Source organism: Lysinibacillus sp. RC46, from assembly GCF_041262385.1.
In the GTDB taxonomy this organism is placed as follows: Bacteria; Bacillota; Bacilli; order Bacillales_A; family Planococcaceae; genus Lysinibacillus.
Genome location: NZ_JBGCCF010000002.1, coordinates 342,875 through 356,573, shown reverse-complemented (window position 1 = coordinate 356,573; position 13,699 = coordinate 342,875). Strand labels below are relative to the sequence as shown.

Annotated in this window: 12 protein-coding genes; 7 read left to right on the top strand and 5 right to left on the bottom strand. The window is 38.4% G+C overall.

The window, feature by feature from the left end; translation table 11 throughout:
- Nucleotides 1-101: 101 nt before the first annotated feature.
- Nucleotides 102-608, top strand: a complete 507-nt coding sequence (locus ABH966_RS03570; RefSeq protein WP_370075789.1) for a DUF948 domain-containing protein — start codon at nt 102-104, stop codon at nt 606-608.
- Between the two features lie 133 nt (nt 609-741).
- On the top strand, nt 742-1,242 hold the full coding sequence (locus ABH966_RS03565; protein WP_370075787.1) for a YtxH domain-containing protein: 501 nt from the start codon (nt 742-744) through the stop codon (nt 1,240-1,242).
- A gap of 52 nt (nt 1,243-1,294) precedes the next feature.
- Here the strand turns inward: ABH966_RS03565 and ABH966_RS03560 are convergent, their stop codons facing one another.
- A complete protein-coding gene (locus tag ABH966_RS03560) occupies nt 1,295-3,448 on the bottom strand; it encodes a cell division FtsA domain-containing protein (RefSeq protein WP_370075785.1) in 2,154 nt (717 codons plus the stop codon).
- Between the two features lie 360 nt (nt 3,449-3,808).
- Here ABH966_RS03560 and ABH966_RS03555 point away from each other — a divergent pair, with 360 nt between their 5' ends.
- From ABH966_RS03555 to ccpA, 3 genes are all read left to right on the top strand, one after another.
- A complete protein-coding gene (locus ABH966_RS03555) occupies nt 3,809-4,894 on the top strand; it encodes a bifunctional 3-deoxy-7-phosphoheptulonate synthase/chorismate mutase (protein ID WP_370075783.1) in 1,086 nt (361 codons plus the stop codon).
- A 76-nt stretch (nt 4,895-4,970) separates the two neighbouring features.
- Entirely contained in the window at nt 4,971-5,177 is a 207-nt protein-coding gene (locus ABH966_RS03550) for a hypothetical protein (protein ID WP_370075781.1), read from the top strand.
- Nucleotides 5,178-5,580: 403 nt separating this feature from the next.
- A complete protein-coding gene (gene ccpA / locus ABH966_RS03545; protein WP_370075779.1) occupies nt 5,581-6,585 on the top strand; it encodes a catabolite control protein A in 1,005 nt (334 codons plus the stop codon).
- A gap of 128 nt (nt 6,586-6,713) precedes the next feature.
- On the opposite strand, the gene ABH966_RS03540 is transcribed toward ccpA, so the two are convergent.
- Genes ABH966_RS03540 through ABH966_RS03530 form a run of 3 tightly spaced genes read right to left on the bottom strand, consistent with a single transcriptional unit; the run spans nt 6,714 to nt 9,178 of the window.
- Complete coding sequence (locus ABH966_RS03540; protein ID WP_370075777.1) at nt 6,714-7,874, bottom strand: acetoin utilization protein AcuC; 1,161 nt, start codon at nt 7,872-7,874, stop codon at nt 6,714-6,716.
- Nucleotides 7,871-8,521 carry an acetoin utilization AcuB family protein gene (locus ABH966_RS03535; protein WP_370075775.1) on the bottom strand — a complete coding sequence of 217 codons (651 nt, stop codon included), beginning with the start codon at nt 8,519-8,521 and terminating at the stop codon, nt 7,871-7,873. Before ABH966_RS03535 ends, ABH966_RS03540 begins: the two co-directional genes overlap by 4 nt.
- A 24-nt stretch (nt 8,522-8,545) precedes the next feature.
- On the bottom strand, nt 8,546-9,178 hold the full coding sequence (locus ABH966_RS03530; protein WP_370075773.1) for a GNAT family N-acetyltransferase: 633 nt from the start codon (nt 9,176-9,178) through the stop codon (nt 8,546-8,548).
- A 639-nt stretch (nt 9,179-9,817) separates the two neighbouring features.
- On the opposite strand from ABH966_RS03530, the gene acsA reads away from it, so the two are divergent.
- Nucleotides 9,818-11,545 carry an acetate--CoA ligase gene (gene acsA, locus ABH966_RS03525; protein ID WP_370075771.1) on the top strand — a complete coding sequence of 576 codons (1,728 nt, stop codon included), beginning with the start codon at nt 9,818-9,820 and terminating at the stop codon, nt 11,543-11,545.
- Between the two features lie 157 nt (nt 11,546-11,702).
- Here the strand turns inward: acsA and ABH966_RS03520 are convergent, their stop codons facing one another.
- Nucleotides 11,703-12,203, bottom strand: a complete 501-nt coding sequence (locus tag ABH966_RS03520) for an amino acid oxidase (RefSeq protein ID WP_370075769.1) — start codon at nt 12,201-12,203, stop codon at nt 11,703-11,705.
- Nucleotides 12,204-12,572: 369 nt separating this feature from the next.
- Here ABH966_RS03520 and argC point away from each other — a divergent pair, with 369 nt between their 5' ends.
- Nucleotides 12,573-13,607 (top strand): N-acetyl-gamma-glutamyl-phosphate reductase, encoded by a 1,035-nt coding sequence (gene argC, locus ABH966_RS03515; RefSeq protein WP_370075767.1) that lies wholly within the window; start codon nt 12,573-12,575, stop codon nt 13,605-13,607.
- Nucleotides 13,608-13,699 lie beyond the last annotated feature (92 nt).

The following is a 13,699-nucleotide window of genomic DNA, read 5'->3' as shown; positions in this document are numbered from 1 at the left end:
ATAAGCTGTTTTTTCTCAAAAATGAGGAGGAATTCAGTTTTTTTTGTCGAATTTAAGGAAATGAATAGTAAAGAGAATTTTTACTTGTAGGAGGTCTAGTTATGGAAGTTATTTTGTATATTGCAGCAATTATCGCAGCAATCGGTTTTTTAATTTTTTGTGTGAGCGTTGGAATGACATTATTTTCGCTCAAACCAATCCTTAACAGTTTAGCTGGAACATTATCGGGTATTGAAGGACAAATGGAAGGTATTACACGTGAAACGACTTCCTTACTATCCAAAACAAATAGCTTGGCAGAGGATATTCAAGAAAAATCTGAACAGTTAAATTCCGTTGTTCATGCAGTCAAAGGAATTGGCGACTCTGTAAATGGTTTAAATACATCTGTACAGCAAATTACTTCTTCAATTTCTAAAACTGTGGAACAAAATGAAGAAAAAATTGCGCAAGTTGTTCAATGGAGTAATGTCGCAATTGGCATTGCAGATAAGTGGAAGAATCGTAAAATTATCGATCAGGCCAATGAGGTGATTCAAGAAGATGTTTATTCTTCTGAATCAGAGCAGTCGGAAAAACCGAAAAGAAAATGGGGCCGTAAAAAATAATTATTATTCGGTGGCATTAAATGTCAACGGAATAAAAATAAAGTCTTAAGCATATGTTGAAGAATGCATCCGCGAAAGCAGATGGACAACCAGTCTAAGCAAATTAGATAATAAGATGGGGAGGAATTGTTGCATGACAACTCAAAAGCCAAATTATAATGAAGTGAAGGAACAACAACTTGAAAGTTCATTGCCACAGCTTTATCAACCGCAAGAGTCGATCTATGAAGAGGAGCGAGTGAACATGAAGGATTTTGTTATTGGCGCATTAGTTGGGGGTATAGTAGGTGCAGCTGCAGGCTTATTACTAGCTCCAAAATCAGGGAAAGATTTACGTAGCGATGTAGCAGTACAAGCTGTTAACTTAAAAGATAAGAGTGCAGATTTCTCGACAACTGCTAAAGATAAAACGGTTCAATTATCTAAACAAATTCAAGAACAATCTACACAATTAGTAGAGAAAGTAAAAATATTAAAATCAGCAAAAGCACCAACTGTTTTTGACGATGGTACTGTTTCTTTTGAGGGTGAAGAGCCACTGGAGGATTTCATTCCTAGTGAAGAACCTAAAGCAGAGGATGCTAGTGAAAAAAAGGAACAAGCTGAAGAAAAAAGTGAAGAAGTTCGCGCATAATAGATAAAAGGGATACGCTACATCTTATCATAGATGTAACGTATCCCTTTTTTTAAGATATGGGCGCTTTTTCTAGTAAAATCTCTAATTTATCCCCGCCGAAAATCTCCATATCAAAGCTGGCCGGTTGACCATTTCGTAAAATTGTAAAATTACCTTTAAATGTAGTAGGTAGTTGCCAATTAGAGAAGCGGAACACATCCTGGTATATCCAACGACTTCGGTCTTTTTCTTTAAATGAAAGTGTTGCTCCATTTGGAACGGTTGAAAGAGGTGAAACTACTACATGATTAACGAGAACTTCGTTGGCCATCTTCTTCAGCTCTAACACTTCGTTTTGAAAGTGTATGATGATTTTATCCTCAAGTAAAACATTCATTTGGTCAGCAATCCGTTGAACAGTAGGGAATGTTTGTTGCTGAAATGTAAGTACATCACCATCTTGGACAGCATATGACATTTTAGCTGGTTTACCATTAATCATTAGATGGGCTGAAAACTCTGGTAAATAAAGTGGCTTTCCGTCCACTTGAATATAAAATGACTCAAATTGTTTTAATAACTCCCAATTATTTGTGAGCTTAAATACATCCTCGACTGTTTCGGATATTTCAAACATCACAACATCTCGATCATTTAATGCACTATCGAGTGATGCACTAGAACTATTAACAGTTATTTGTGGTTCAATTACATATTTTGTATGCTGAATTGTAATTGTTTTAATGGCAGCATCATCTACAATATCTCTCACCGTAGCATTAGCTGGCTGACCGTCTTGGCCTTCAATTAGCTGGATAGCATCGCCTGTTTTAATCATCGTTTTTGTGGATGCCTGATGACCATTCACTAAAATTTCTGCCGGCTGACCGTGACCACCAGGGATGAAAATATCTTGTCCATTTACATTCACTGATAATCCATATCCCGGTTTTCCATATAATTGCTTTGCTCGAATATTGGCTGCTAAAAATGCATCGGCAACGGTCATTTCCTTTAATTCAAAAAGGCGAACTACTTGCTCATTGACAGTTAGACTCATATATTGAATAGGCATTTTTTTTGCTGCGATGGCGATACCAATTGGGGTCACCAATTCAGGAGATGCTTTGATATGATCTTCCTTCGTTAAGTTTTGAATGGCATCAATCCCTCGAACGGCAATGCGATTGGCAGGTAAATCTAGTACCAGTCCAAGTTCAGTTGTAAGATTTGGTGTTAAGCTACCTCCACCAACAAGCATTACCGCCTTAGGAGCTAAGCGATTATTAAGACGCAAAATTTCTTCCCCAATGGCTTTTGCAAGTTGCTTTACAGCGGGTTCAATTGCTTGAAGAACTTCTTCTTTCGGATAATATTGGTCAAAGCCTAAAATATCCTGTATTAAAATTTCTTCATCTGTTTGCAGTTGACGTTTCGCTTTTTCGGCAACTGGGAAGTCGAGTAAGTAGTGGTCACTTAAAGCCTCTGTTATTTCATCACCAGCTGTTGGTACCATGCCATATGCGACAACAGTACTTTTATCGGTAATGGCAATATCAGATGTACCAGCACCAATATCAACAAGCGCCACATTTAAACGACGCATTGTTGGGGGGATAAGCACATTAATAGCTGCAATAGGTTCTAATGTTAGTGCATCCATTTCTAAATCCGCGCGTTTAAGAGCCGCGATAAGTGATTCTACGACAACTCGTGGCAAGAACGTAGCAATAACTTCAATTTGTGCTTCATCACCTTGCTGATCGAGTAGGCTACCAATTTCTTCGCCATCTAAACGATAGTATAAAACTGAATAACCAACACAATAATAGTGGCTTATTTTAGCGTCTTCTTTTTGTTGAAGGAGCTGTTGCTGTGCCTGTTGAACAGCTTGCAGTTCTAAACGACTTATATCTTCTTCTGTAAAGATTGGTCGATTACGTATATTGATCGTCACGCTTGCTTGTTCTGTTTTTAATGAGCGACCAGCCGCAGCGACGCTCACTTTTTTTAAAGGACCATGCTTCTCTTCAAGTTCATGTTTAATTTCATTGATTAAATCTGCCACATACATGACATTATGTATTTGACCATCAACCATGGCGCGTTCTTTATGTTCTTTTACTAAGATGTCTTCCACGTGAAAGCGGTCATTATCTTCAGCTAAAATAATGCCTACTACAGAACGTGTACCGATATCAAGTGCAAATAATTTTGAACTCAATGTCCTCGCTTCCTTTCTAGTTATATGTTAACTTCTTTCAGCAAAATTCAGCTGGCATAGAGGAACTCAGGCTAAGAACTTCACATCCTGTGAAAGCGCCTGAGTGACCAACATCGTGTTGCTGACGCTACGCTTTCGCACAAAAAACATTTGTTGGCCCAAAGCCTCCTGCGGATGTCACGAAACGTTATACTCGCTTCCTTTCTTGTAATATGTTAATATAATTTAGCGAGTTGAAGCGCTAAATTAAAAATGCGTGACATTCTGTGCAACATTGATTATAATGTTGCTAATATCTAAAAATGTAACATACATTTCAGAGTTCTGAAAGTGTCTGTCATGAGGAGAGGAGCAAGAAACATGAGCCAAAAAGATTTAGAAAGCTTACGTAGTCAAATAGACGGTTTAAACTTAGAAATTCTTCGTCTAATTAACGAACGCGCAGCAGTAGTTGATGAAATCGGTAAGATTAAAGAAAAACAAGGTGTGAATCGCTATGACCCGTTACGTGAACGCCATATGCTTGATCTTATTAAAGAGCACAATCAAGGTCCATTAAACCAAATGACGGTTGATTATATATTTAAGCAAATCTTTAAAACAGCTTTAAAACAACTTGAAGCGGATAAGAAAAAAGAATTACTTGTTTCCCGTAAGAAAAAATCAGAAGATACTGTCATTAATGTGAATGGTGAGCTAATTGGCCAAGGAAAACCATCTTTCGTATTTGGACCTTGCGCTGTAGAATCATACGAACAAGTAGCGGCAGTAGCAGAATCTATTAAAGCAAAAGGTGAAAAGTTAATTCGTGGCGGCGCTTATAAACCACGTACTTCTCCATATGACTTCCAAGGTCTTGGATTAGAAGGACTTAAAATTTTAAAACGTGTGTCAGAGGAATACGGTTTAGGCGTTATTACGGAAATCGTTACACCAGGTCATTTAGAGGAAGCTTTAGATTACATCGATGTTATCCAAATTGGTGCACGTAATATGCAAAACTTCGAATTATTAAAAGCTGCGGGTGCAACAAATAAACCTGTACTTTTAAAAAGAGGCTTAGCGGCGACAATTGATGAATTCATTCACGCTGCAGAATACATTATGTCTAAAGGAAATGAGAACATCATTCTTTGTGAGCGTGGTATTCGTACTTACGAAAAAGCAACTCGTAACACATTAGATATTTCTGCTGTACCAATTTTAAAACAAGAAACGCATTTACCAGTATTTGTAGACGTAACGCATTCAACAGGTCGTCGTGATTTACTATTACCATGTGCTAAGGCAGCAATTGCTATTGGAGCTGATGGCGTTATGGCAGAGGTGCATCCAGATCCATCTGTAGCACTTTCTGATTCACAACAACAAATGGATATTCCAACATTTGATGCTTTCTACGATACACTACAAAAATTCATGAAGAGCCATGAAATCAATGCATAATTTCTTTCAGCAATTATTTTCTGTACCGAAAGCGTAGCGGCAGGTACAGAAGTCTCTCACCTCTATAGGTGGTGAGATGAATGCAGATTTAAGTTACTTTTCAGTGGGTGTCCAAACACCCGCTGAAATAGAGAAACTCAGTCTAAGAACGCCACGTCCTGTGGCAATTTATCTGTGCGAAAGCGAAGCGACAGCAACACGGTTTTATCTGTGCGAAAGCGAAGCGACAGCAACACGGTTTTATCTGTGCGAAAGCGAAGCGACAGCAACAACACACGACTGAGTGACCAACATCTGTGCTGTCGCTACGTTGCACTACGCTTTCGCGCAAAAAACATCTGTTGGCCCAAAGCCTCCGGCGGATGTCAGGGAATCGGAAAGGAGTTCTTAGGGGATGTTAGCCTAAAACCATCGCATCCATGCGATAACAGCTAACTGACCTGCATCACGCAAGGCTTAAGCACAAAGCCGATTCCAGACGCAATTATGCCGGGGCATAATTGATATGTTGATAAACACCGCTTGCTTTAATCGGCAGGCGGTGTTTACTATATAGTGACAAAATAATGACTAGAAAAGTACTATTTGTACTTGGTTTTTCTTTTCATGTACATACTGCTTCTTGAAAAGAATATGAAAATTATCGTATGATAAGGCTATAAAAGGAAAAAAGGGAGGCACGTACGATGACTGTTACAATTTATGATGTTGCAAGAGAAGCAAATGTTTCTATGGCAACGGTCTCTCGTGTAGTCAATGGTAATCAAAACGTAAAACCGGCAACACGAAAAAAAGTATTAGAAGTAATTGAACGATTAGAGTATCGTCCAAACGCAGTAGCGCGTGGATTAGCAAGTAAGAAAACAACAACAGTTGGCGTGATTATCCCGGATATTGCAAATAATGTTTATGCGGAGCTGGCACGTGGTGTAGAGGATATTGCAACAATGTATCGTTACAATATTATTTTAGCCAACTCAGACCAACATGAAGATAAAGAGCTTCAGCTACTGGATACAATGCTAGGAAAACAGGTTGACGGTATTGTTATGATGAGTGATGAAGTAACTGAAAAAATGCAACAAACTATGGATCATTCACCGGTACCAATTGTGCTTGCAGGTTCAGTAGATGAATCGCAAACAATTGCGACTGTTAACATTGATTATTTCCAAGCAGCCTATGAGGCGATTACATTACTCATTCAAAATGGCCATAAGCGAATCGCTTTCGTAACAGGTCCGCTTACGTATACTATTAATGGAAAATTCAAACTTGAAGCTTATAAAAAAGCCTTACAAGACGCAGGTTTACCTATAGATGAATCACTAATCGCTGCAGAAGAATCGAGCTATGATATGGGCTTAGAGGCGTGGGAATCATTATCCTCACTTGAAAATCCTCCAACTGCTTATTTTGCAGGTAGTGACGAATTAGCAATTGGATTGATTCATGGTGCACAGGATGCAGGTAAAGATGTACCTGAGGATATCGAAGTGATCAGCTTTGAAAATTCAAAATTAGCACGCATGGTTCGTCCACAGCTAACAAGTGTCGCATTACCGCTGTATGATATCGGAGCTGTCGCAATGCGCTTGCTAACTAAATTGATGAGCAAAGAGCCTGTTGAGGACGAAGCGGTTATTTTACCTCATCGTATAGAACATCGACAGTCTGTCAAAAGTAAATAACAGTAATTAACACGTAAATCTGATAATGGATTTGCGTGTTTTTTTTATAGAGAGATTGAAAGCCGAAAGTAACCGATAGAGGACTAAGGTGAAAATAAAAAGCCTCACGATTGTCGTGAGGCATAGTGTTAAACGTGTTTTTCATTGCGAATAATATGAAGCGCTTTGGTTAGCATTTGCGCGTTTTTTTCTTCAATCTCAGCCTTTCGAGGGATTGGCTCATACAATGGATTTGGATCCTCCCAAGTTGGAATAAAAGGCACTGGTGCTTCTGGCTGCCAACGATCTAACCAAGCTTGTGGTAGGGGGCCTGTTGGTAATTGCTGATCTGTCATTTCAAGCCATAGCATCGACCACGCGCGAGGCACAACACGCCAAATATCATAGCCTCCACCGCCAACGGCAATCCATTTCCCCCCACAATATTCATGTGCTAATTTATGCGCAAGCTTTGGAATTTCTCTATAAATGTTCATTGTTCCATATAAATGTGTTAATGGATCAAAATAATGTGCATCTGCGCCGTTTTGCGTTAACACAACATCCGGCTTGAAAAATTCAAAGACTTCTCGCATAGCCTTTTCATATATGTCTAGGAAACTCTCATCTTCTGTAAAAGCATCAATTGGAAAATTAAAAGAAGTGCCATAGCCCTGTCCATTCCCGCGTTCCGTAATATTACCAGTTCCGGGGAAAAGATAGCGCCCTGTTTCATGAATAGACAATGTACAAACATCTGGATCTTCATAAAAACTCCATTGCACCCCATCTCCATGATGGGCATCGGTATCTACATAAAGTACACGAGCATTGTATTTTTCCTGCAAATAGCGAATAGCTACTGTACTATCGTTATAAATACAAAAACCTGATGCACGGCCGCGGAAGCCGTGGTGTAGCCCTCCTCCTAGATTGAGGGCGTGCTCGGCTTTTCCTTCCATTACATAATCGACAGCTGTTAATGTTCCACCGACAAGCTGTGCACTTGCTTCGTGCATATTTTCAAAAATGGGTGTATCTTCGGTGCCTATGCCGTAGCTTTCACATTGTGCCTCTGAAAGCTCACCATGTCCTGCTCTTTTAACGATTTCAATATATTTTGGATCATGTGCAAGTAAAAGTTCTTCCTCTGTTGCGACACGAGCTGGAACGATATCCAAATCATCAAGAGCATCAATATTCTTTAACAAATCCATTGTAAGCGTCAAGCGTTTATGATTGAAAGGATGGGTATCTGAAAATTTATATCCGAGTTGCTCTGGCGAGTACACAAATACTGCTTTTTTCATTGTAATGAAACACCTGGTAAATTAGGCCATAATACATCAAAGCCCTCTTTACGAAGTTCTTCAATCATAGCTAGTGGATTGAGAGTTTTTACTCGGATACTTAAAATTTTATTTTGCGTATTTTCAGAGTCAGGATAAACTAAGACGCTTTGGACATTTGCATGATGTTTACGAAAAATTTTAGTAATCTCAAATAATATTCCTGGCGTATCGGATACACGAATTTCAATTTTTGAGCCAGGTTCAGTGGCACCAGTTAACTCTATGTATGTATAGAGTAAATCTGTGGTAGTGACAATCCCAACTAATTTTCCTCCGGAGACAATTGGTAAACAGCCTATTTTAGATTCATAAAAAGTAAGAGCAACCTCCTCTACGAAATCAAGAGGATGACCGACAATTGGATTTTTAATCATAATCTCTTCCACTTTTGCATTAAAAACTGGTGAATTAGGCTCATCCCGTAACGAGGAAGGCAATGCCTCTTTAATATCTCTTTCAGTGATCACCCCAAGAACATGATGCTCCTCATCTACAACTGGTAAATGACGTACTTTTTTCTCACGCATGAACTTCAGCGCTTCAACCACTGTATTTGTCGGAGCCAACGTGTAGGGCTCATTATTCATAATTTCTTCTACGATCATATACTCATCCCCTTTGTGTTGGTTTTAATACATGAAGCGATTTTTAAAGCGAAGTCTATCGAATCTTTCCATTGTCTCAGGAGGCACGCGTTTGCCTTCACGTGCCATCAGGCAGTTAGCAGGATGTGATGTGATCTCAGGGTCATCTGTAGCAAAATATTCGAAGGTGGCAGAGCCCATCATTTTCTCCATCATTTTGCGATAATCCCAAACGTTTAAACCAGTCCCTTTTAAATCCCAATGCCAATAATATTCGGTAGTGATAACAAGATAGTCTTCCATTTCATCTCCCATAAAAGATACGGCTAGTAGTGCTTTACCAGCACCTGTACCACGATAGTCTGGAATGACTTCAATAGCACCTAGCTCAATCATGTTATCAATACGATCCTCCGCCCAGCGTTCGAGTGGATCGGGATATAGATAAGTAACGTAGCCTACAATAATGTTTTCATTTCGAATAATAATAATTCGTCCTTCAGGAAGTCCTGCAATTTCTATAATGGCTTGCTGCTGTTGCTTTGGAGGTCTAAAAGCAACCAAGCCTTCGTGGAATGAATATGTCGCTAATTTTTCTGGAGGAACAGGTCCTTCCACATACACAGTACCATGCTTTGTTTCCTTTGTGACAGAAAAAAAAGTTTTTTTGTGTTCCATAATTACACCACCTGAGTTTAATAGTTCCATTATAGCTGATTTCCTGCGGAAAAACGCTACTTTTTGCAAAATATACCTGTGTTTTTAGAAAAGTGAAAATATTAAGACATTCTTAGTGATTTCGTGTAAAATATATGTATATTGCATCTGTTATTCAACAGATGAATGTAGTGTGAATAAGCATTCACTAATTTTACACTACCTTAACTGTTGTATAACAAGTGCTACATAACGTAGTTGTCTTTGGAGAAGGTGGCGGATTTTTAAGGGGGAATTAATGAAATTACGATTTAACTTCTTTCAGCAAATGTCTATTGTAGCAAAAGCGAAGCATCAGCTACAAATGTTTTTTGTAACGTAAGTGAAACGGCAGTTACAAATCACTTTTGTACCGAAAGCGTAGCGGCAGGTACAGAAGTCTCCCACTTCTATAGATGGTGAGAAGAATGCTGATGCTGAATTAAGTTACTTTTCAACGGGTATCCAAACACCTGCTGAAAGAAGTTAAAGCCTCCGGCGGATGTCATGAAATCGGCTTTGTGCAAGCACTAAGCCGATTCCGGACGCAATTATGCCGAGGCATAATTGAAAATTTGCTTACTAATATACTAAGGCGATCGCAAAGAGAGGGGTAGTTTCATGGGGATGAAAATGTTGGAGAAGTTGAATGCTTTACCGGGGCAATATAATTTGCTTGATTATGAGAAAGCAGCGGCAACACATGATTGGACAGAGACAGAAAAGGGGTTCAGTTGGTATGAAACAGGGCTTGTAAATATGGCATACGAGGCAATTGATCGTCATACAGAAACGCATCGAAAAAACAAAGTTGCACTTTATTTTAATGATGGAAAGCGTAAAGAGGCTTATTCTTTCAATGAAATGAAAAAGTTGACGAATAAAGCCGCAAATGTTTTTAAAGCAGCAACAAATTTGGAAAAAGGTGATCGATTATTTATTTTTATGCCGCGTTCACCGGAGCTTTATTTTTCTTTATTAGGCGCATTGAAAATGGGTGTGATTGTAGGTCCACTATTCGAGGCATTCATGGAAGGTGCTGTTTATGACAGACTTGCAGATAGCGAAGCTAAAGTATTAGTGACAACACCAGAGTTACTTGAACGCGTACCTTTAGCAAAGCTACCACATTTGCAGCACGTCTTTTTAGTAGGATCTGATATAGAGGAAACAACACAAATTTTAGATTTTAATAGACGCTTGAAAGGAGCATCTTCTCAATTTGATATTGAATGGGTGGACAGAGAGGATGGTATGATTCTTCATTATACTTCTGGATCAACTGGAGCACCAAAGGGCGTATTGCATGTTCATAATGCAATGCTTCAACAATATCAATCTACGCAATGGGTATTAGATTTGCGTGAAGACGATATTTACTGGTGTACAGCTGATCCAGGATGGGTGACAGGCACAGCGTATGGCATTTTTGGTCCATGGTTAAATGGTGTCACAATGCTAATTGTTGGTGGGAGATTTTCACCACAAGCTTGGTACCAAGCTATTGAGGATTATAGTGTAACAGTTTGGTATAGTGCACCAACTGCTTTCAGAATGTTAATGGGTGCTGGTAGTGGTATGCTTGAGAACTATGATCTATCTTCGGTACGTCACATTTTATCTGTTGGTGAGCCGTTAAATCCAGAGGTAATTCGTTGGGGGACTGATGAGTTAGGTCAACGCATTCATGATACGTGGTGGATGACAGAAACTGGTGCGCATATGATTTGTAACTATCCTTCTATGGATATTAAGCCAGGCTCAATGGGTAAACCATTACCAGGTATTCATGCGACGATTGTTGATGATGCGGGTAATGAAGTACCACCTTTTACAATGGGGAATTTAGCGGTTCGACGTGGTTGGCCTGCAATGATGCGTCAAATTTGGGGAAATCCAGAGCGTTATGAATCCTATTTCTTAAAAGGTGAATGGTATGTGTCTGGGGACTCTGCCTATATGGATGATGATGGCTACTTCTGGTTCCAGGGGCGTGTAGATGATGTTATTATGACAGCTGGTGAGCGGGTAGGTCCTTTCGAGGTAGAAAGTAAGCTACTAGAGCACCCCGATATAGTAGAGGCAGGGGTGATTGGAAAGCCAGATCCTGTCCGAGGTGAAATTATTAAAGCCTTTGTATCATTACGTGAGGGAGTTGAACCTTCAGATGCATTGATAGAGGATATTCGTAATTTTGTTAAGAAGGGCTTATCTGCACACGCAGCACCACGTGAAATCGAATTTAAGGATAAGCTACCAAAAACACGCAGTGGTAAGATTATGCGTCGTGTGTTAAAGGCGTGGGAGTTAAATTTACCAACTGGTGATTTATCTACGATGGAAGATTAATTATATGAAGCAGGAATTTATTCGGTCGACGAAAAATTCCTGCTTTCTTTTTTAAAAAGCGCTGTTTAACTTGAGTATTTTTTTCTCAAATGAAAAGCGTATTCGAGAATTTTCGAATACGCTGGTTTTCTGATGGAAAATACATGAAAATATACCTTTATAATGTTTCGATCTTTTGGAAAATATCTTTGTAAAGGATATCTAACTCTTTTTCACCTTTTAAATAGAAATACCAAGCATCTTCTCTATTTGCATCGTTATCAGATAAATAAATTGTTGTATGAGATCTATTATTTAATGATTCCCAATGAGCTGTTTCATAGGTAACCCCTTCTCTTGTAAATGGAAAATGACGTTTTGTTGAATCAAAAAAAATAATTGGCATTTTAGAATTATTATAAACTTTAACAAATCTATCATCTGATGCTTCTTCAAACATCACTGGTGTTATCATAACAGCATCAAAATTTGTTGAAATATGCAATGTATCTTCACTAAAATCATCTAATGAAATTGGTTCGAAATGAATTTTTTCGTTATTTAATTCAGGAATATCACCAACTACAGCAATTTTTAAAGGTGCTCCATCATATTTAACTTCATCATTTGAACACGCAACTAATAATAACAAACTCAATATTAAAAAAATTTTTTTCAAATTTATATTCCCCTTTTTCATAATCCCGTCCTTTTATTAACCAAGGTTACTTATGTTTCTTTCATTATATATTATCATTCTACAAATATTCCCAAAAACTTTGTTATTATCATTTTTTTCTTAATGGTATCTTTATTGGGTATAAGCAATTTTCCACCGCAAATGCACGAAAAGAATGTTCATCAGAATCAAACGCAAATGAATCCAAGAAATTAGACCATGCCAAATACTCGTCTAGTTCTTCAAATTTTGTCTTAAAATCAATTACTCAATAAATATTGCGAAAAATTCAGATATAAATAAAAATTCAGTTGACTTAATAAATATGCAGACGTATACTAATTTTAACTTATTTCAGAGGTGAGTGCATTGAAAGTAGGAATTGTTGGTGCAACCGGATATGGTGGCTTAGAACTTATTCGATTTTTACATAATCATAAAGCGGTGGAACGGATCGATTTATTCACATCTTCAGAAGAAGGCGTAAATTTTTCTTCTAAGTTTGGTCATCTTGTTAATATTGCCGATACACCTTTACAAAAAATTGATTATGGGGCTTTGGAGAAATTTGATGTTGTTTTTACAAGTACACCTTCAGGGGTGACAAGTGAGTTATTACCTCCATTGGTAGGGAAAGGTCCTAAATTAATAGACTTGTCTGGTGACTTCCGTTTACAAGATCCAGCGAGTTATAAAGCATGGTACGGTAAAAAAGCTGCGCCATTAGAATTTATTCAACAAAGTGTATATGGCTTAACTGAATGGAATGCAGAAAATGTTCAACATGCTCCTCTTATCGCAAATCCAGGGTGTTATCCAACAGCCGTTTTACTTTCGTTGTTACCATTGCTAAAAGAACGATTGATTGATTCGAGCTTTTTAGTGATTGATGCGAAAAGTGGGATTTCTGGGGCTGGGAATAAACCATCGCAAACAACGCATTTTAGTGAGACCAACGAAAGCTTTTCAATCTATAAAACGAATACACATCAGCATATACCGGAAATCGAGCAGGCCATTTCAATGTTCGCGGGGGTTGATACAACCATATCTTTTAATACTCATTTAGTGCCAATGACTAGAGGGATTTTATCTACCTCATATGCACCTGTTATGTCTGGTGTTACAGAGAAGCAGCTAGTTGCTTGTTTACAGAGTGCCTATGAAAAGCATCCGTTTGTGCGGATTGTTACAGATGTAAATAGTCTAGGAACAAACCGCGTTAAAGGTTCGAACTATTGCGACATTTTGGTGAAAGTTGATAGCCGTACGAATCGTGCCACGATTGTTGGCGTCATCGATAATTTAGTTAAAGGGGCTGCAGGGCAAGCCATTCAAAATATGAATGTTCAATTTGATTTACCACAAACGACAGGATTAGATGTTGTTCCGTTCTTTCTGTAACTTATTTCAGCGAATCTTTTATGTAGCGAAAGCAGAGCGTCAGCTACTCTTTATATGCCAAGGAAAATTGATTAACTAAGGAGGAAAAATTT